Origin of the sequence: Bacillus cereus group sp. BfR-BA-01330 (assembly GCF_022663885.1) — a bacterium.
GTDB lineage: Bacteria > Bacillota > Bacilli > Bacillales > Bacillaceae_G > Bacillus_A > Bacillus_A cereus.
In genome coordinates this window covers 998,222-1,016,542 of the sequence record NZ_JAKUGK010000001.1, presented here as the reverse complement: position 1 = coordinate 1,016,542, position 18,321 = coordinate 998,222, and the positions used below count along the sequence as shown (strand labels likewise).

Genomic DNA, 18,321 nt, shown 5'->3' with positions numbered 1-18,321 from the left:
TCAGAGTTTTTAGAAGATTTCAATTTATTTTATAATGATAAGTTTCCTACACTTTTCTTACTGTAACAATACAATTTTTTGAAAATAATTCTTATATTTTATAAAGAAAGGATAGACTTCTTTGCGTATTTTCAAAAACAAGATATAAAGATTTTTCATATAACACCGCCAAATATACAATTATTCTAATTTTATTTGAGAAATAGAAAAAACGAGCTGTACATAAATACAGCTCGTTACTATATGATATTTATTTCACTATCTCTTAAATATAATTTTTATATAAAACTTATTCATTTTTAATAAAGTTATTATTTTACATAATTAAATTGAATTTCTTCCATTTCCTCATGATAACTTACAAATAAATCATAGTTTTGAAAATACCAAAGATCATCAGAATCTACAAAAAATATAATACCTTCCTTCTCAACTGACACTATTTCGCCATCGGGTTTCTCAGCAACAACCCCTAAAGAATATCCGGGCTGAATTGAACTATCCCCTCCGTACCTTACAGTAAAACGTACAGATTCACCGTGCTTTATACGTAATTCTTCCTGGAACCATTGCAGAGCTTTACGATCAATTGAAATTCTCATCTTTATTCCTCCAGTTTACGCAAACTCTTTTTTTCCTAATCGTTGTTTTACAAAGAAGACGAAAATAATTAAGGCTATCAATGCTGAAATTGCACTCCCTGAAAATAAAATACGATAACCAAACATTTGTGAAACAACTCCAAGTAAAATAGCACCTAACCCGATTCCTAAATCAAACGCTGTAAAAAATGAAGCATTTGCAACTCCTCTTTTACTCGGATCGACAATTGTAAGCATTGCCGCTTGCAAAGCTGGCTGCGCTGAACCAAATCCAATACCGTATAATGTTGCTGCGATAATTACACCTATCAAACCATTTGAAATAGTTAAAACAACTATAGCTAAAATAGTAATACATAATGCTGGAAGTATAATGAATACTTCTCCATACTTATCTAATAGTTTCCCTGAAATTGGTCTTACAATTGTTAATGCAATTGCATATACAAGAAAGAAAGTTCCCGGGTTTACATGAATTGATGATGCAAATAACGGTAAAAAGGTTGTTATTCCTCCATATGCAAACGATAAAAAGAATACTACAATCGTGATTGTTAATACGGATTTCTCAAATAGCTGAATTTTCCCTTTTTCTTTTTGTGGCGTAAATGGGATCTTCGTTATTAATGATAATACAACTGCCATAAAAGATAACAACGTCGCTAATAAAAATAGACCATCAAATGAATAATTTTGCACAACCCATAATCCAATCATAGGTCCAATCGCCATTGCAATTGTCATCGCCATCCCGTACCAACCCATACCTTCACCGCGGCGTGAATCTGGAATAATATCCGTTATTGCTGTTCCAACAGCTGTTGTAGAAACAGCCCATGTTACTCCGTGAATAACACGTAAAACAGCTAAAAGGACAATAGTCGATGCTATATTATAGGAATACATCGTTAAGCCAAAAAAGATGAGTCCGAAAATAATAAAGGATCTTCTACCATATTGATCTAACATTCCTCCAATAATCGGTCGTATTACAACAGCAGCTATTGTAAACATCCCCATCATAAGTCCAACTTGCGATTCATTGCCACCTATCTCTTTAATAAAGAGCGGGAGCGTTGGAACAAGTAAATAAAATCCTGTAAATAAAAATAACATTGCGAAAGTCATTTGAATAAATGATTTCGTCCATAATCTTTCCATAAAAATACCTCCATACACTCGTAAAATATTACGATTAACACCCTCATTGTATATTTTTTTTATCTCTTTTCCCTCCGTAAATAGACGTATCTTTTCATATTAAATAGTCCACCATCAGCTTACATTAGTCTTAAGACTTTGTACGCATATTTTAAACGAAAGTCCTATATATGTACCTTTATACGTGTGAAAAGAATATACTAATTTATTATCACAACTTAGGAGTGATTATTTTATGTGGGTATTATCATCAAGAGTAACTGTCGCGGTTCCTTCGATACCCGAAATACATGCCCCCGCCGTTCATACAGCAAGTTCCGATGTCGGCATTGAACTTCCAGCAATTTGGCAACAATACCAATCACCAGGTCAAGCTACCCCTTCATTTTGGCATCATGGTGCCCATCCAAGTAGCACTACCTTTTATCATCCTAGCCACGCTCCACTACCTCAGGCTCAAGTCTTTTATCATTTCCCATCAATTTATTTTCAAAATTTTTATGGTACGTTTAACATTTAAAACACATCATTTCATAGCTACTACATTTAAACGAAAAAAGCACTTAAGATTGTAATTTTCACAAATCTTAAGTGCTTTTTAATATTTTTTATAAATTTTTCTTATTGCCCATTATTAGCAGGGGTCTCTCCTGCATTACCGCCAGTCTCTGGTTGTGTGGTCGCTGGTGGAGTTGTATTTCCTTGACCTCCTCCGTTATTTGCTGGAGGTGTCGTATTTCCTTGACCTCCTCCATTATTTGCTGGAGGTGTCGTATTTCCTTGACCTCCTCCATTATTTGCTGGAGGTGTCGTATTTCCTTGACCTCCTCCGTTATTTGCTGGAGGTGTCGTTCCTTGGCCATTTCCATTATTTTGTTCTTCTGGTTTCTTTTGCTCTTCTAGTTTCTTTTGTTCTTCTTGCTTCTTAAGTTCCTCTTGTTTCTTTTGTTCTTCTTGTTTTTTCAGTTCTTCTTGTTTCTTTAATTCTTCTTGCTTTTTCTCTTCTTCAGTTTTTTGCTGTTGATCTTGTTTTGGTTGCTCCGTTGTATCCGGTACGCTAGTATTTGGCGATGAATCACGTTTTTCACCTTTTATACGTAGCTCACTACCTTCTTGAATAACACTACTTGGCATTTTAAAGCGTGATTTATCTGTAGCCATTTCGCTCATCATTTCTTTAAAGATCAACTGTGCAATTTTCGTATTTTTACTACTAATATACTCGTCTTTACCATCTTTCATATACCCAGTCCATACTGCCATCGTATATTGCGGTGTATATCCAGCGAACCAACTATCACGAGTTGCACTTTCTGGAATTTTATATTGAGCTAATTGCTTTGATGAATAGTTTGTCGTACCCGTTTTACCAGCTACATCTAAAGAGCCTACATTTGCCGATGTACCAGTACCTGATGTAACTACAGAACGAAGCATATCAGTAATCATGTATGCGGTAGAATCTGTCATAACTTGTTTTGGTTTTTGTCCAAAACTTTGTGACTTACCGTCTGGATAAACGACTTTCTTAACAAAATGCGGTTTCGTATATTTACCTTCATTACCAAATGCCGCATAAGCACCCGCTATTTCAGTTGGCGATACTTCATTTGTACCAATCGCTGTCGATTCTGTCGGTGCTGTATTAAATGTAATACCTAGTTTCTCAGAGAATTCTTTCGATTTACTAATCCCTACTTCTTTTGCAGTTTTAATTGCAGGAATATTACGCGACATTTTTAATGCTTCACGCATTGTAATTGGACCCATATGACTTCTATCTGCATTTCGTACTTCTTGTCCCGTTGAATACTTAAATGGAGAGTCATCAATTTGATGGTACGTAGCCCATTTTAAATATTCAATTGCAGGAGCGTAGTCGAAAATCGGCTTCATCGTTGAACCAGCTGCACGATCTAATTCAATTGCCATATTATGCCCTTTAAATACAGCTTTATTTTCTCCACGGCCACTACCTATAGCACGAACTTCTCCTGTTTTCGTATCCATAAATGTGAATGCACCTTGGAATTTATCGTTCGGATAATCAATGATATTATTATTTAAAATATTATCAGCAAGTTTCTGTGCTTTCGGATCTAACGTTGTATAAATTTCTAAACCGTCAGAACCGATATTAGCATCTGGTAATTCTTTTTCTACTTCTTTCACAACTGCATCCATAAATGCAGGGTATGGCATTGTTTGTAGTTGAGCTGCAGGCTTAAGCCCCTTTTCTACGTCAACTTTTGATGCTTCTTCCATTTCCTGTTTTGTTATATATCCATGTCGGTTCATTAAACTTAGAACAACATTTCTTCTTTCTGTTGCTTTTTGAACATTTTCTTTTTTCGTTGGATCATAGTTATTCGGTGCTTTCGGTAAACCTGCAAGCATCGCAACTTCTGGTAATGTTAAGTCCTTCAATTCTTTACCATAGTAGTTTTGTGCTGCTGTTGCGATCCCATATGAACGGTTTCCTAAGTTAATTTTATTTAAGTACATCTCTAATATTTCATGTTTTGAATACTGTTGTTCTAGCTTATAAGCTAAATATATTTCTTGCGCCTTACGCTTTGGTGTTTTGTCCATTGATAAGAAGTAGTTTTTTATAACTTGCTGTGTTATCGTACTTCCACCTTGAGAACCATAATCCCCTTTAAGACTTACTAGAACAGCACGGGCAGTACCTTTAAAATCTACTCCGCTATGCTCATAAAAACGTGAATCTTCTGTCGCTAAAAATGCATTTTCTACTAATTTAGGTATTTGCTCATACGTAACATTCGTCCTTTTTTCTTTTCCATATTCATATACCAAATCCCCGTTTTTATCATAAATTTTTGAGGATAACGGATTAACAAGTTTTGCTTTCTCAAGTTTTGGTGCATCCTTAATCATTACGAAAAAGGTAGCAACCCCTGCCACTAAACCAACAATACCAAGTAATAAACAAGTGATTAAAAACTTGCGAAAGAATGATGTTTTACCTTTTGGCTTTTGTGTTTTAGAAGCTGGTTGTTTTTTCTTTTTAACTTGTCGTCGTTCCTCTCGAGAACGATAATTTTCTGACATGTTACTTTCTCCTGCCTTTCAATTCTCCCGTTGATTTACTTAAAAATATTGAGGTCACTTTCTAAAATAAATTTGATTAAGAAAGTATATTGACCTGGAGCATTCAATATTTTCCCAATTCACAGATTATAAATTTTAGAATACTTCTTATACAAACTATTTTCACTTCTATTTTTCCTAATAACGCTGCCCCTTGAAGCATAGAATGTAAAAAGTGAATTTTTAATACCTCGTATAAATAATATACCTTTTTTTCAAATGGTCAATATTTTCTTATTTATAAATCAAAGGTGAAATAAAAATAGCACAACGATATGTACTTCGTGTGAACTTCCTTATAATTACGTATAACAAACATTTAATATATTGCATATAAGTATAATACCTCTTAAATTATAAGGATTTCAACATCACAACCTCAACATCTACAAAAAAGTATTAAAAATAAAAAGTGAGGAGTTGCGTAATGATGAAGCTATCTCCCGTAATTTCAAAAAATATAGTTGCTGTTGGTTATAATCCTTTTTCTATGATTTTGCGAATCCAATTAAAGAATGGTATGTACGATTTCTTTAATGTACCAGAAAGTATTTATACTGGCCTATTACATGCACAATCTAAAAGTTATTATCATAATACTTACATTAAAAATTCTTTCCGCCACACAAAAATCTAAACTTAACACCCACTAAAAAAGAAAGGAGGTTAATCCTCCTTTCTTTTAAAAACATTTTGCAGATGAATTATCTTCGATTCCTCTTATTAATTTCATCATATGCTTGAATTTGTTTTTTCAAACGCCGATCAGCTTTTTTATCATGCACTACAAGAATTGCATGTATAACTCCTGGAACCCAAAATATTAATGTTAATATGAAATTTATGATTGCCTGAATTGGTTTTCCACAAAATAATACAGCAACAGGTGGAAGAAGAATTGCTAATAAATACATCATCCCTTGAAAACTCCTTATTTTGTATTTTATATATCACTTTTCAAAATATACGCAAAAAAACCTACTACCATTTTAATCTTAACCTACCTCTAAAATCAATGTATCTCCTTCTATTTAAATAAGTATTTCAGACTTTTTATTGTTTTCTAGCCTATTTTCTTCCTCTATTGCAGTTACTCCAATTGCAGAAATTAACGTTCCTATCGCTTGTATCCAAATACCAATGAGTGCAATGATTCTCTCATCCTTCTTATCAAAAATACTATCTTCATTTTCTCTCTCATCTTTCAATACATTTGAAACACCTTGATACGCTTGTAATCCAGCCCCTAAACTTTGCATGGAGTTACCCAGTATAATAATTTTCTGTAATACATTTATATCCAACAAAGCTGCTTCTACTCCTAAAAAAGCACCGATCGATTGTAAACTGTTCCCTGTAATGATAAGATAATCATTTTCTTTCAATTGTTCATTTATATTAAAATATGTTCCTATTACATTTGATATATTGCCTAATGCTAATAACTCAATTCCTATTTGATCAAGTAATTTACTTTGATTCTCTAAGCCTATATTTTGATTTTCTCTTTTTTCTTCCCCATCATCATAATTGCTCGCAATGATTTGTAATATATATCCGAGGGCTTGTAATGAGCTTCCTACAATAACAAGATCCGATTCAACTTTCTCTTCTCCAATAAATCCTCTTGTCGTTCCAATAGCAGCTGTAAGATTCCCTCCCACTTGAAACCATGCCCCTGTCACTTTTAAACTGCTTGGATTCATTTTTATCACCTATTTAAATATTTTCTAAAGCTTTCAAAACAAACAAATCTCACCCTTAATCTTTTATTTTATTTTTTAGATGTAATTTTGTGAATGATATAATGTGCTACTAATATAAAAGCACCTTAAAGGTGCTTTTATATGCATGCTGGGCATGTCAATGAATCTCCATTTTTATCTATTGTTATATTCAATATATATTCAATTGCTTTATGTGACCAAGTTTCAGGTGTAGGCGATTCATTTATATATTGTGGCGCACATGACTTCAGCATTGGAGTACTAATACTCCCTCCAGGATCTAAAGCAACTACAGCCATGCCATGGGGTAATTCCAGGGCCATAGATTTAGTGATACCTTCAATAGCAAATTTCGAGGCACAATATGGCGCAAGCTCAGCCTCACCTTCTCTCCCCCAACTAGAACTCATATTAATGATAATTCCTTCTTTCCTAGCTACCATCGCTGGAACAAATGCTCTTATTACATTTACTACACCATTCACGTTTACATTCATTACATTTTCGAATTCTTGAGCCGTAATTTTCCAAAGTTGTGCATTTTGATTTACAATCGATGCATTATTTATTATCATATCGGGAGCTGTATGTGTATTAAGTATATAATTTGCCCAATTGTTAACTTGCTGAGAATCTGAAACATCAATTACTTGGAAATCATGTATTTTACTGTACTGTTTTTTTAGTTCTTCAATTTTATCTTTTGAACGTCCACAACCATATATGTTCCACCCTAATTCATGAAATCGATCAACCATCGCACGCCCTAACCCTTGTGTCACGTCTGTAATAATTACAGATTTACTAATTTCTTTTCGCTTCATTTCTCTCATCCTCCTTCCCTATATCTTACTCTCTTCATTTTTATTCAGCGATTTACTATAGTATTAACTCAACTCATACTTTAGTAATGGTTTTGATATTGTATACATAAACAAAAAAAGTAACCATCATGGTTACTTTTTGCTATATATCTAAAAATTCATTGTTTATTTCATTATTGTTTTTACATTTCAACTTCTCTTTTCCACATTTCTCACACTGGTAAATATAAACTACACCTAATGTACCTTTTTTAAAATCCTCATTATCCTGCATCTTAATAAAAATATATTTATGTTTACAATGCGATTCACCCAAATAATTTTTAAACCACTTTTTCAACACAACACATTCCACCTTTATGATAGAACCTTTATTTAGCTGCTTTATTACATACTTTTATTTAAATGTTCAATCTCATCTTGCAACTTTTTAAATTGCTCAAAATGCATGGTAATAGATTGGCTACTACCATAATCAACATTTTGTTTCACTAATATAACACCCGTATCATGAAAAAGCGCTTCAAGTTCTTTCCTAATAGACACTTTCGCAATATGAGCTGTTTTAATTGCAGATAAAATTGCAATTTCATTAAACTTTAATTTTATTTCATTTGGACAAAATGCGTCTTCAACTAATATAACTTCATTACTATAAATTAGTGCAACAAGATTACTTGATTTGGCATCTGTTAAATCAACTTTTTTCATAATATCTTTCATTACATTTTGCCTCCTTTATTTTCATATATATCAATTATACAAATTTTTTAAAAAAATTACTCAACTTTATTATATTAATTTTAACACACTTTTATTGAAATCCATGCTCCAAACGTTTTACTATTCCACAATTTTTATTATATGAACCATCTGGACTATAACTCCATATAGTAATGTTAACAACTTTTTATAAAGCAGGTGAAAATTATGCCATCAGTTGTAGGAAATTTAGTTGTACAAAATAGTAATGGATCATTTAACTTAGGTGATTTCTACAACGTTTCTCCGAAAGAAAATACGAAAGCTTATAATGGTTCCGGCGCATCAAACGTTGGTTTTGTTGTTAATACTTTTAGCGGTGTTAGCGCGACCAATACATTTGATTCTGACCTTGCAGATCAAAACCAAGTGGGTACAGCCTAATCTTATGTTCAACTTTTTGTATAGAAAATTTTAATTTGTCTATACTATAATCAGGCTGTTTGACAGCTCTTATCGATTTTGGAGTACCCTATCTTTTTCTCCCTTTCCCTGGGGCTCAGCAGCTAGCACAAAGCTAGCTGCTTTTTCTTATATTATTTGTCTCATAAATCAGAAATAAAAAAAGCTGCCATTTAAATATTCAGCTTCTTTTACATTATTTCAATAATATCCATAGCGTTAAATACGTAAGTTTTATAAAAGGCGTCTGTACAAATTACAATTTGTTTTACCGGATTGATATGTACAACAGTCATGTAGCTTGTTAATATGTAACCATCTTCAAAATATGTTACCAATATTTCTTTCTCAGACAGTAATGACGTTAATAATTTATCAGAAATCCTCTCTTTTGCTTCATTTGTTAAAAGCGGTTTTTGTACTTTTAATTTCTCTCCAATAATCTTTCTCATATTTAAAAGTTGTTCGGACATTACTGTAAACGGAACCCACTCTCTTTCTTCTTTTTGTATCTTTACATCGTTCATTTTTTATCTCCTTGATCATTTATACATTTATTTATTCATGCTATCCCTTAGTTATTTTTAATACTTACTAAACTCGAATTTACTTCTAAACTATAATTAGGTTACCTCTTAAAAGAACATTCGTTCTTATTATACACGAACTTACGTTCCTTTGAGAAGAGCTATACTTATTATTTCTTAACAAAAAACATAATTTTATTTATCTCCATATTTTTTCCTTTATCAAATAAACTTTTCATTTCTTATATAAAATGCATATAAAAACTAAAAGGCGACTTCACACAAAGTGAAATCGCCTTTTTCTAAAAAATATTCAAAGCTTATTTTTCTATCCTAACTAATGTTCTTTCTGGAATACATAATTCATCTATATTAAAATGATTTATTTTTAAGTTCAATTCCCCTACTCGTTCCTTATCTTCATCACCAACCCAACAACTAAATAATTCGAAATAGTCTCCATCTTCCAAATAACTTTCCATAATCTTGCATAAAGTTAAAAGTTTTTCTTTCGCTTCTTTTTTTTCCTTTACATTTTGCCACTCGACCAGTTCAATTCCCCAATTAGTTGAAACCTCATATGTGTAATTTGTTTGGAATTGATAATCTTGTACAATTTCAAGCATACTTTCATCTGAAAAACACGGTCCAAAAACAATTACATCATTAGAATCTGGATCCGTTAACGGAATTTCTACATTACAGCCTATGTAACTTGCTAAACTCATTTTATACTCCTCCAATATTCGTATAAAAAATACTTCATAGTATATTTATTTACTCAAATATAAAATCCCTGCCTAAACGAAAAAGTTTTAAATTTTTATCGTTTATTAACCATCTATAACTGAAAACATATACTATGATGAACGAACTCACAAAGCATAAGAAAAGAGAGCATTTACAACACTCTCTTTTCTTACATACTCTATGGAACTTTACAAAACTGAATCAGTGATTTTTATTATTATATTTTATTACATATACTTAGGTTGTACTATTATATGTAACTCTCTCTCTGTATCCGCTTTTTTCGGATGACGAAAATAATTAAGTTCGTACTTTAACACTTTATACTCAACCATCCCAATTTTAATCCCTTTCGTTTCTTTTAATATAACTAATAAATCACTTATATTTTCATCATATGACTCAAAAATTTTCGCTCCGCCCTCTCCTTGAAAGATTACTTTCATATATTCTCCCCACCTTAATTTATTGATGTGGTAAATGATGCGTTTAAAACGATTCATTCTTTATCCTAAAATTTTCACAACAAAAAGAACATCCTTTCCAATCGAATGCTCAGCTTTTTACTAATTATCCATGTTAAATATTTATTCAAAAACATTATATGTATTATTTTTTAAATTATGTTCGATATTCATTATTAAAGAGTAAATATATGTAATAAACTTGCATAATGAAAACCGTAGAATATCCACTTTCGTTGAAATAATTATAAACCATAATTTTCCATTGTAATTCTTAATATTTAAATGTAATATTGTATTGTCTTACTATCTATTTATAACTCACACACTAATTAGAAAAGGGAACTCTATATGAGTTCCCTTTTCTAATTATGATTACAGTCATTATTTCTTTTCTAGAAATTTAAATGTATCTTTAAATTCTTTATTATTCACTTTAATATCAGCATCTTTCAATAAATCATTGACTACTTGTTGTTTCCATTTACCTGTCGTATCTTGTAGTCTTTGTTGTTCTATATCTTTACGAATTTTATCCTTTACTTCATCAAATGGCTTCAATTCTTTTTTATCCGTCACTTTAATAATATGGTAACCGTAAGTTGTTTTAACCGGATCACTTACTTGGCCTGCATCTAATTTATACGCAGCTTCCTCAAATTCTTTCACTGTTTGCCCAGGAGCAAAACCAGATATTTCCCCGCCCTGTTCCTTTGAACCAGTATCCTCTGAATACTGTTTTGCTAAGGCAGCAAAATCTTCACCATTATTTACTTTCTCCTTTATTTCTTTAGCCGTTTTTTCATCTTTCACTAAAATGTGACTTACTTTCATTTCTGGTTTATAGTTATTTTTCACATCTTTATCTGTAACTGTTGCTTTAATCGCTTTCTCAAATGCAATTTCTGGCTTCATTTTTTCTTTTAATTCATCTTCGTTTTTCAATCCAAGTTGTTCTAAAGTGGATTTAAAGTTCTCACCCATTTTATCTTTTGCTTCTTCTACTTTCTTTTTTGCTTCCTCATCTGAAACTTTATATTTATCTAACAATGCCTTACTTAACATCATTTGATATAAAGTACTTTCTCCATATTGTTGTCGTAATTCTTTACTTAATTCTTTCTCTGTAACATTCCCTACTTTTGATGTTACTACGTTGTCTGAGGAACCACATGCAGATAATGCTAGCATCACGCATGAAATAATTGTTCCAATAAATATTTTTTTCTTTTTCAATTCAAATACCTCACTTTTATCATTATGCAAATTAACTATACACAGTCATTGTGAAAACAGTGTGTTTTCTACATGTAATTCATTTCATATGAGTAGACTATGTATCATGTATTTTCATTTTTAAACGTAAAGAGTCTTCTTACTATTATGTATAGTAAGAAGACTCTTTACATACTCCTTAAAAACAATACTGCCGCTATAGTTACTTAATAATTACATGTTTTTCAGGTATCCAACTATTCTGCCCGATATCTACCGCATTTCCCACTCTACCCCACACTCGAAAAGATGTCGATCCATCTATATTCCCTTTATAATTCATACATTCAGGCTCTTCATAATAATTTACTCCGTAACCGACAGGATATTTCGAAGTTGCATAAAACCATTTCACATTAAAATGTTTTAAATATGCCCACTGCTTATCGTTCTCTAAACAAATCATATCTTGCTCACCGCCTCCCCAATAACCTGTTAAGATTAAATATGGAATTTTCTGAGTGAGTGCACCTGTAAATTGAGGGGTCATGGGAGTTTCATATAAATTTATTCCGTATCCATCAGGATATTTCGAAACTGCAATACCAATGCCATTCGGTTGCTGTGTATACACTATGTTAGATTGATTTGCTTTGTTGGAATCTATAAACCAAGAAAGTGACTTATTTCCTACTAATCGATTCAGATCACATTTCCCAATCCCAGGAACATTCCCTGAATCCGTATATTGCCACATATCGCATGGATATGCTGGCTTATTCCCTCCATAACGAGGGATCCATACGAAATCAGCTTCAATATTACATGCTCCAAATGATAAATACGTGTGATGCCCTACGTATAATCCTACTTTTTCCGCACCTAAACGGCGTAATTCATCAATAAATGCCTGTGTCCCGCCTTGCATATCTACCATCGTTTGAACTTCTATGTCTGCTACCCAAAACTTAGCAGATTGATCACCACGATTCCAAAAATCTTGTGCCTCTTTCTTTGCATCAGCAATAGATATAAAACGGCAAAAAGCATAATTACCGAATGGGATACTATGCTTTTTCATTTCACTAACATAATTTTGATACATAAAATCCACCGTATTAGAGCCATCTTGAACTCTAGCAATCACTAAATCTAGCTGAGATGCTGCAATATCCCAATTAATAGTTCCATTCCATTTTGAAATATCTACAATATACCCCATACATTCCAGCTCCTTTTGAATGTCTTATTCATAGCTTGTTTTATTGTAAGCCTCCTCTCTCTAAAACTAGCTATCTATAATATAAATAAAAAGAATCTTTACTGTTTTTCAAAATATATTCTCTTTCAGAAATATTTCTATCAACTTTAACATGTATGCCACATAAAACATTCGAAATATACCCTACTATTCATTTATTATGTAATCTCGTCCTATCAATCATTTTTACAGATATTAAAAAAAATCTCCTGTATTATTAAATTATAACTTTCAGTATCGATTTCCTTTCAACTAAAAAATTTCATCCCTCATTTTCTATATATTCTTAAGTCAAAATTACTACCTCTACATGAAATTTGAGATTTAGAAAAATTTTAATTAATTGAATTTTACTCCTATTAAATTGCAATTTTCCAACCTGAACACTATTGGTGCATAAAAAAGACATTTTCTATTACTGAAAATGTCTTTTTACAGTTTAATAAAACAACTTTGGTGCTAAGTCTGTATTTTGTAATTGTGAGTTTTCACTGCTCATAACACAACTTGTGGAAAATAGAATTGGGATACCACAAACCTCATCATTCATTACATCACGAAACACATTGGCCGCAACACCTGTAAACGTTTGACATAAGTTAGAAATATCGTCATTGAAAAACTGAATGACTTCCGCAGCGAAAACCGGAAAAACAACATTCGGTCCGCCAGGGAACTGAGGCTGTACCACAACTTGTTCAAAATAAGGATTATTTTCTAGTGCTACTTGAAATAAATGAGCTATTTCAAATGCATCTAGTGGACAAGGAAATGGATTTACAATTTCATTCTCATTATTCGTTACAATAACTGTCACACTTACATTCCCAAATTGTACAAAAGATTTTAAAAGCGTTGCTAATGCTCTCGCTTTTTCGTTGCTTAACGCATGCACTAAAATAATATAATTACCACCAACAGGAATAAGCGGCCCAACTGTAACAGTTGGATCAGCACCTATTGAATTTTTTAATTCATTAAAATATGTGATCCACGGTGGCGAAAGCTGAGCTTGTACATTTTCTTCCACTATTTTATACTACCTCCTTATACCATTCTTACTAACATAATATGTAACAAACAAAAAAATGCATTAGTTATATTAACCATTTGCGTATTTATTGATTATATTAATTAAACATTTTATTTCCCATTCTCAATTTTCTCTTTACATCTTTAAGCACTTTTACTACTATAAAATTCTTTATTATAAGCAAATCCACTGAAATTTCATATTATACTAATACGACTCTATATCCATTAAATTATAATACTCAATATTAGGAGCTGATTTCATGGAAAAAAAACCCATCGTGTTCAAAATCCCACCAAATTCAAAGCTAAAAATTACATTTTTCGGTCCTTGTAACGAAGTAATTACAAATGTGTCTATAATTAATCAACTATGCACCCCTAAATGTCAAACTATCACGCAATACCCAGACTTTAAGAAATATGTAACGGAAGTACGATCGCTATCCCGTTGTTAGTCCGCATAATGCACGATTTTCACAACTTTATTACCTAAAATAACCGAGAAAGAAAATAACTGCATTCCTAGACTAAAATTACTCATGTTATGATATTCCATTGATAATTCATTGATTTTTTACACGTTTTTATGAAAAGAACATATATTATCGTATGGAGATTATCCACTCATAAAACCTATCTTTCTTTGGAGCGTACTTTTTATGTATGCTCTTTTTTTATGTAACCGTCCCCCTTCTAAATTGACCAATAATATATTAAAATTCTTTATATACTCAAGGAGGTCAAATATGTTCAAGTTGCATCCAATACTACTCATCTTAGGATTGATTTTGTTTTTATATAGTGTAATCGCCTTTATGCTATTCTTTTCAGTGTATTAGCATTCCCTACACAAATCTATGTTCAATATATAATTTCTATATAGTAAAGAAAAAACATAATGATACGATCTTTTATGTATTCCGTCTTTCTTGTTCTATAAGAAAACTAGTAAACTTACTAACAATGCGTTTTTACAAGCATGTTACTTATTATTCTGTTTATTATCTGAAGAAGGTTGAAGCCCCTACAAATTAAACTACGCTTTACCTATTTACTTATATATTTTAGAAAAACAATAATAATCCCCCACCATTTGGTAAGGGGATTAACTAAACCTACTAAAAAACATTTAATAATCAGTTTTATTTAGTTGGAGAAGGAAATCTTGCCGCTTCAAAATGAACCGTATTTACACCATTAACATTTTGTACAATTACGCCAGCAATACTACTTTCTGCAAAAACTTCAACTAAATCTCCTGCTTCTAATTGAAGAATAGTAGTTACGGAAACATCATTATTAAAAAATACTCCTGTTCCAAAGAAATCATTATCTATCGCTATTGCCGGATTGCCATTTACACGAATTTCTACTCTAGCTCTGTAATTTACATTAAAATCATTTGGAGAAAATGTTATATTTCCTAATACACTATATACCCCTCTAGTTTTCGGAGTAAAAATCGACGTTACTGGATTATATTCATTCGCTAGATCAAATTGTTCATTTTGAAATAATACTTTAACAGGAGTATTTGCTAGAACAGGTTGATTAACTGTATTCACAGCTCTAAATGCCGATGCCCTTACAAGCTCCTCTTTCTTATCATCACAACACTTCACCTTTACATACTTCCTATCACATTTACTACTTTTCCTATAACAATCATGACTTTCCTTTTTGTAATCTTTACAATACTTACAGTAATAATAAGACATAGTGAGTCCCCCTTTACACTTATTTTTACATAGTATGCTATATAGATTAGAATAGCTTGGACGACCTGTTACTATTTTTAATAGATTTAAAAACCCTCACCATTTCGGTGAGGGTTTACCTTTAAGCTTCTGCAAACTCATTGTTTAATGACTTTATTTAATTGGAGAAGGAAATCTTGCTGCTTCAAAATGTGCACCATCTTCTAAAGGACTTAAAACTCCATCTATACTACTTTGTGCATAAATCTCAACTTCATCCCCTGCATTCAATTGAACAATTGTCGAAACACTTACGACATTTCCAAAACTTATTGGACCAAAAAAGTCATTATCTATAGCTATCGCTGCGTTTCCATTCACACGAATTTCTACACGCGCTCTATAATTTAAAGTTGGATCGTTTGGAAAGAAACCAATCGTTCCAATAATAGAATATACACCTTTAGTCTTCGGCATAAAAATAGATGTTGCTGGATTATACTCATTCGCTAAATCAAATTGTTCATTTTGAAATAACACTTTCACAAAAGTATTAGCAGGAACATTTTGATTCACAGTATTTCTAGCTCTAAATGCCGATGCTCTAACAAGATTGTCCTTGTTATCATGGCACTTACTAGTGTTCTTACAACAATCATGATGCTTCTTTTTATACTCCTTACAATACTTACAGTAGTAATAACAAGACATACTAATTCCCCTTTCAAACTTATTACTACATATTATGTAAGATTGATTTATAAGGTTTGGACTAGCTATTTTTATTATTCATAAGGGCGCTATTAACCTGCACCCTTATTTATATACACCACTGCATTCCTTACTAGTTATAAGTTGTATACAGTTCCATATGGAATAGTAAGAAAAGAACTTCCGTACGGTGTAACATGATGTACTGGGTAAAAATACTCTACGGATGAATAATACGGTTGTACACCTTGCTGCTGCATTTGCAATTGTTGTTGCATTTGCAATGCTTGTTGAATAGCTTGGACTGTACTTTGTGCTCCACTATACGTTATAGATGTACCATACGCTGGTCGCATACCAGTTTCAGAATTAAAATATGAATAAAACATGATTTTCAACTCACTTCCGTATAAGTTATTACAAATTATATTATGATTCTTTATTTCAGTGGGTACTATAAAGCTAGTCCGCTCGCTTATATTCAAATGACAAAATAAAAAAGTAGCTGCTAGACTACTTTGACTCCTTCTTATCACCAAATGAAATGATATACATATTCTCCTGTTACACGCTCATTAATTCCCGCAACCCTAACGAACCTAAGTAAATCCGCTCCTTGAAGGAAATATACCGAAATCGTAACCGGTACTTGTGACCACATGAATTGATAAAGCCCATTCACTCTCTGATTCGTCGTAACGATTAAATCATTTACAGGTCCATGATTCCATGCAGAGGTTTGAACTGAAGTGAAAGAAAGGTCTTTCCCATTAACCACTATTCTTGATACGCTTTGAGTTATGTCCACAATAATCCCCTCCAACATTACAAAAATTGGACCTTTTTTAGTTCATATTATTATAAATATTCTTGACTGTAATAAATGTTTAAGGCAAATCCCTAATAAAGTGAAACTTTAATCAGCTCTCACCAATCGGGCTTTTACTGGCAGCCCGACCCCACCTAACTTCTTTGCTTCCGCTGAATTTTGAGTTGGGGGTATTTACTGCCCGACAAATAGCGGGATAAAATTTTTTTATTCATATCCCTCAATTCCCATTACAACCATATAATTTCTAACCTTATTCAATTTTTGGAATTAATATAAAAAGGCATCTTAATTAGATGCCCTTTACTTATCTTCCACTACAATTCCACTATTAAAATAGCAACGCCAAATCCGATGCAAACCAATCCTATCAATATAAATAGCAATCGGAATCCCCATAAATCACTGATTATTTCTATAATATGCACCAGCACAATAATAATAAAATCTTTAAACCCACTGAAACTATGTTCCTTTGTCTCTCTGATTCCATCAATTACAGTCAGACAAACAATAAAAACACCTAAACCAATTAATATAAAACCTAATACAAGCATTCATATATCCTCTTTTTTCTTTTATCTCCTATTAACGAACATTTTCACATTAAAATTCAGTACATACGAGGAAGTTAGATAAAAAATTAACTACCCGTAAAACCTTATTAGTGTGTACTAATAATTAGAGGGAAGGCCCTCCTCTTCACCTTATATTATCATGAAAGGATATGAGCTTCGGAGTTATTTCTTTATAAAATAAAAAATAGCTAATTCACTACTTAAAAAGTAAAAAAGCATCAGATTGACTAGTATGTAGATGGTTAAATGCATGTAAAATGAGTTTAAATTATCTACTCTTTTTTTAGCTCGGAAGTAACTCTCATCTCGTCCCATCTTTATACACCACTTTCTTAATCACACTGAACGCAATATTCAATTGATGAGTTTGTCATTTCGTTACCTCCAATTAACGCTTTTGTTCAATGTAGTTATTTTCTTGTATAATAAAAGTTAATTAATCTAGAAGGGATTCTGAGAAAGAGCGAAAAATCAGCTGGAAAGCTTATCGATTTAAATATCTATTCGAAATTAATAAGCGATTAATTTTAGTCACTCTGCCCATACTCAATCAAAGTGTGGGCTTCTTTAATTTCTGTATAAAATTCAAAAGTTTGACACAATCCTGGAAAAAGCTTATAAAGAAAAGTGAGGTTCCATTATTTTCACACTTAGTAGCGCAG

General features: G+C 32.0%; 23 protein-coding genes and 1 pseudogene. 4 read left to right on the top strand and 20 right to left on the bottom strand.

The annotated features are described in order from the left end of the window. Nucleotides 1-311: 311 nt before the first annotated feature. Complete coding sequence (locus tag MR112_RS05250) at nt 312-602, bottom strand: HesB/YadR/YfhF family protein (RefSeq protein WP_001222842.1); 291 nt, start codon at nt 600-602, stop codon at nt 312-314. A gap of 15 nt (nt 603-617) precedes the next feature. Further along, complete coding sequence (locus MR112_RS05245; protein ID WP_000440662.1) at nt 618-1,763, bottom strand: MFS transporter; 1,146 nt, start codon at nt 1,761-1,763, stop codon at nt 618-620. Nucleotides 1,764-1,998: 235 nt separating this feature from the next. On the opposite strand from MR112_RS05245, the gene MR112_RS05240 reads away from it, so the two are divergent. Next, nucleotides 1,999-2,283: a hypothetical protein gene (locus MR112_RS05240; RefSeq protein ID WP_000270101.1), complete on the top strand. Its 285-nt coding sequence runs from the start codon at nt 1,999-2,001 to the stop codon at nt 2,281-2,283. Between the two features lie 101 nt (nt 2,284-2,384). On the opposite strand, the gene MR112_RS05235 is transcribed toward MR112_RS05240, so the two are convergent. Further along, a complete protein-coding gene (locus tag MR112_RS05235; protein ID WP_242244826.1) occupies nt 2,385-4,838 on the bottom strand; it encodes a transglycosylase domain-containing protein in 2,454 nt (817 codons plus the stop codon). A gap of 466 nt (nt 4,839-5,304) precedes the next feature. On the opposite strand from MR112_RS05235, the gene MR112_RS05230 reads away from it, so the two are divergent. Continuing rightward, nucleotides 5,305-5,514 (top strand): KTSC domain-containing protein, encoded by a 210-nt coding sequence (locus MR112_RS05230; RefSeq protein ID WP_000977081.1) that lies wholly within the window; start codon nt 5,305-5,307, stop codon nt 5,512-5,514. Nucleotides 5,515-5,581: 67 nt separating this feature from the next. Here the strand turns inward: MR112_RS05230 and MR112_RS05225 are convergent, their stop codons facing one another. The 5 genes from MR112_RS05225 to MR112_RS05205 all read right to left on the bottom strand — a co-directional run bounded on the left by MR112_RS05225 (nt 5,582) and on the right by MR112_RS05205 (nt 8,151). Next, nucleotides 5,582-5,794 carry a YqaE/Pmp3 family membrane protein gene (locus MR112_RS05225; RefSeq protein WP_000990233.1) on the bottom strand — a complete coding sequence of 71 codons (213 nt, stop codon included), beginning with the start codon at nt 5,792-5,794 and terminating at the stop codon, nt 5,582-5,584. 114 nt (nt 5,795-5,908) lie between these two features. Then, nucleotides 5,909-6,583, bottom strand: a complete 675-nt coding sequence (locus tag MR112_RS05220; protein WP_001070038.1) for a DUF6944 family repetitive protein — start codon at nt 6,581-6,583, stop codon at nt 5,909-5,911. A gap of 137 nt (nt 6,584-6,720) precedes the next feature. Beyond that, nucleotides 6,721-7,428 carry an SDR family oxidoreductase gene (locus tag MR112_RS05215; RefSeq protein WP_242244825.1) on the bottom strand — a complete coding sequence of 236 codons (708 nt, stop codon included), beginning with the start codon at nt 7,426-7,428 and terminating at the stop codon, nt 6,721-6,723. 142 nt (nt 7,429-7,570) lie between these two features. Then, nucleotides 7,571-7,771 carry a hypothetical protein gene (locus tag MR112_RS05210; RefSeq protein WP_000915142.1) on the bottom strand — a complete coding sequence of 67 codons (201 nt, stop codon included), beginning with the start codon at nt 7,769-7,771 and terminating at the stop codon, nt 7,571-7,573. A 44-nt stretch (nt 7,772-7,815) separates the two neighbouring features. After that, the gene (locus MR112_RS05205) at nt 7,816-8,151 is read right to left on the bottom strand and encodes a hypothetical protein (protein WP_000651907.1); all 336 of its coding nucleotides are present in this window, start codon (nt 8,149-8,151) and stop codon (nt 7,816-7,818) included. A 207-nt stretch (nt 8,152-8,358) separates the two neighbouring features. Between MR112_RS05205 and gerPF the strand changes: the two genes are divergently transcribed. Beyond that, the gene (gerPF, locus tag MR112_RS05200) at nt 8,359-8,574 is read left to right on the top strand and encodes a spore germination protein GerPF (protein WP_001141569.1); all 216 of its coding nucleotides are present in this window, start codon (nt 8,359-8,361) and stop codon (nt 8,572-8,574) included. A 209-nt stretch (nt 8,575-8,783) separates the two neighbouring features. Here the strand turns inward: gerPF and MR112_RS05195 are convergent, their stop codons facing one another. From MR112_RS05195 to MR112_RS05170, 6 genes are all read right to left on the bottom strand, one after another. Then, nucleotides 8,784-9,119: a YolD-like family protein gene (locus MR112_RS05195; protein ID WP_002024004.1), complete on the bottom strand. Its 336-nt coding sequence runs from the start codon at nt 9,117-9,119 to the stop codon at nt 8,784-8,786. Between the two features lie 320 nt (nt 9,120-9,439). Beyond that, the gene (locus MR112_RS05190; protein WP_000050503.1) at nt 9,440-9,847 is read right to left on the bottom strand and encodes a KH domain-containing protein; all 408 of its coding nucleotides are present in this window, start codon (nt 9,845-9,847) and stop codon (nt 9,440-9,442) included. Nucleotides 9,848-10,096: 249 nt separating this feature from the next. Beyond that, entirely contained in the window at nt 10,097-10,315 is a 219-nt protein-coding gene (locus MR112_RS05185; RefSeq protein ID WP_000864275.1) for a hypothetical protein, read from the bottom strand. A 402-nt stretch (nt 10,316-10,717) separates the two neighbouring features. Beyond that, nucleotides 10,718-11,569, bottom strand: coding sequence for a peptidylprolyl isomerase PrsA (locus tag MR112_RS05180; protein ID WP_000727348.1), 852 nt, complete (start codon nt 11,567-11,569; stop codon nt 10,718-10,720). Nucleotides 11,570-11,771: 202 nt separating this feature from the next. Beyond that, the gene (locus MR112_RS05175) at nt 11,772-12,770 is read right to left on the bottom strand and encodes a glycoside hydrolase family 25 protein (RefSeq protein WP_048656788.1); all 999 of its coding nucleotides are present in this window, start codon (nt 12,768-12,770) and stop codon (nt 11,772-11,774) included. Nucleotides 12,771-13,248: 478 nt separating this feature from the next. Further along, nucleotides 13,249-13,839, bottom strand: coding sequence for a hypothetical protein (locus tag MR112_RS05170; protein WP_000392281.1), 591 nt, complete (start codon nt 13,837-13,839; stop codon nt 13,249-13,251). Between the two features lie 265 nt (nt 13,840-14,104). Here MR112_RS05170 and MR112_RS05165 point away from each other — a divergent pair, with 265 nt between their 5' ends. Further along, complete coding sequence (locus MR112_RS05165; protein ID WP_000412555.1) at nt 14,105-14,299, top strand: hypothetical protein; 195 nt, start codon at nt 14,105-14,107, stop codon at nt 14,297-14,299. A 687-nt stretch (nt 14,300-14,986) separates the two neighbouring features. On the opposite strand, the gene MR112_RS05160 is transcribed toward MR112_RS05165, so the two are convergent. From MR112_RS05160 to MR112_RS05135, 6 genes and pseudogenes are all read right to left on the bottom strand, one after another. After that, entirely contained in the window at nt 14,987-15,562 is a 576-nt protein-coding gene (locus MR112_RS05160; protein ID WP_000122943.1) for a complement C1q domain-containing protein, read from the bottom strand. A 153-nt stretch (nt 15,563-15,715) separates the two neighbouring features. Continuing rightward, on the bottom strand, nt 15,716-16,252 hold the full coding sequence (locus MR112_RS05155) for a C1q-like domain-containing protein (protein WP_001278088.1): 537 nt from the start codon (nt 16,250-16,252) through the stop codon (nt 15,716-15,718). 137 nt (nt 16,253-16,389) lie between these two features. Continuing rightward, entirely contained in the window at nt 16,390-16,641 is a 252-nt protein-coding gene (locus tag MR112_RS05150; protein ID WP_000500095.1) for a DUF3947 family protein, read from the bottom strand. 143 nt (nt 16,642-16,784) lie between these two features. After that, nucleotides 16,785-17,060, bottom strand: a complete 276-nt coding sequence (locus MR112_RS05145) for a hypothetical protein (protein ID WP_134208065.1) — start codon at nt 17,058-17,060, stop codon at nt 16,785-16,787. Between the two features lie 338 nt (nt 17,061-17,398). Continuing rightward, nucleotides 17,399-17,638, bottom strand: a complete 240-nt coding sequence (locus MR112_RS05140; RefSeq protein WP_000960640.1) for a hypothetical protein — start codon at nt 17,636-17,638, stop codon at nt 17,399-17,401. A 231-nt stretch (nt 17,639-17,869) separates the two neighbouring features. After that, nucleotides 17,870-17,974 (bottom strand): annotated as a pseudogene (locus MR112_RS05135) (2TM domain-containing protein); the annotation flags it as partial. Nucleotides 17,975-18,321: the final 347 nt, after the last annotated feature.

Excerpts from the sequence above, each read along its gene's own strand:
- MR112_RS05250 (WP_001222842.1), bottom strand. The coding sequence starts at position 602 with ATGAGAATTTCAATTGATCGTAAAGCTCTGCAATGGTTCCAGGAAGAA.
- MR112_RS05245 (WP_000440662.1), bottom strand. The coding sequence starts at position 1,763 with ATGGAAAGATTATGGACGAAATCATTTATTCAAATGACTTTCGCAATG.
- MR112_RS05240 (WP_000270101.1), top strand. The coding sequence starts at position 1,999 with ATGTGGGTATTATCATCAAGAGTAACTGTCGCGGTTCCTTCGATACCC.
- MR112_RS05235 (WP_242244826.1), bottom strand. The coding sequence starts at position 4,838 with ATGTCAGAAAATTATCGTTCTCGAGAGGAACGACGACAAGTTAAAAAG.
- MR112_RS05230 (WP_000977081.1), top strand. The coding sequence starts at position 5,305 with ATGATGAAGCTATCTCCCGTAATTTCAAAAAATATAGTTGCTGTTGGT.
- MR112_RS05225 (WP_000990233.1), bottom strand. The coding sequence starts at position 5,794 with ATGATGTATTTATTAGCAATTCTTCTTCCACCTGTTGCTGTATTATTT.
- MR112_RS05220 (WP_001070038.1), bottom strand. The coding sequence starts at position 6,583 with ATGAATCCAAGCAGTTTAAAAGTGACAGGGGCATGGTTTCAAGTGGGA.
- MR112_RS05215 (WP_242244825.1), bottom strand. The coding sequence starts at position 7,428 with ATGAAGCGAAAAGAAATTAGTAAATCTGTAATTATTACAGACGTGACA.
- MR112_RS05205 (WP_000651907.1), bottom strand. The coding sequence starts at position 8,151 with ATGAAAGATATTATGAAAAAAGTTGATTTAACAGATGCCAAATCAAGT.
- gerPF (WP_001141569.1), top strand. The coding sequence starts at position 8,359 with ATGCCATCAGTTGTAGGAAATTTAGTTGTACAAAATAGTAATGGATCA.
- MR112_RS05195 (WP_002024004.1), bottom strand. The coding sequence starts at position 9,119 with ATGAACGATGTAAAGATACAAAAAGAAGAAAGAGAGTGGGTTCCGTTT.
- MR112_RS05190 (WP_000050503.1), bottom strand. The coding sequence starts at position 9,847 with ATGAGTTTAGCAAGTTACATAGGCTGTAATGTAGAAATTCCGTTAACG.
- MR112_RS05185 (WP_000864275.1), bottom strand. The coding sequence starts at position 10,315 with ATGAAAGTAATCTTTCAAGGAGAGGGCGGAGCGAAAATTTTTGAGTCA.
- MR112_RS05175 (WP_048656788.1), bottom strand. The coding sequence starts at position 12,770 with ATGGGGTATATTGTAGATATTTCAAAATGGAATGGAACTATTAATTGG.
- MR112_RS05165 (WP_000412555.1), top strand. The coding sequence starts at position 14,105 with ATGGAAAAAAAACCCATCGTGTTCAAAATCCCACCAAATTCAAAGCTA.
- MR112_RS05160 (WP_000122943.1), bottom strand. The coding sequence starts at position 15,562 with ATGTCTTATTATTACTGTAAGTATTGTAAAGATTACAAAAAGGAAAGT.
- MR112_RS05155 (WP_001278088.1), bottom strand. The coding sequence starts at position 16,252 with ATGTCTTGTTATTACTACTGTAAGTATTGTAAGGAGTATAAAAAGAAG.
- MR112_RS05150 (WP_000500095.1), bottom strand. The coding sequence starts at position 16,641 with ATGTTTTATTCATATTTTAATTCTGAAACTGGTATGCGACCAGCGTAT.
- MR112_RS05140 (WP_000960640.1), bottom strand. The coding sequence starts at position 17,638 with ATGCTTGTATTAGGTTTTATATTAATTGGTTTAGGTGTTTTTATTGTT.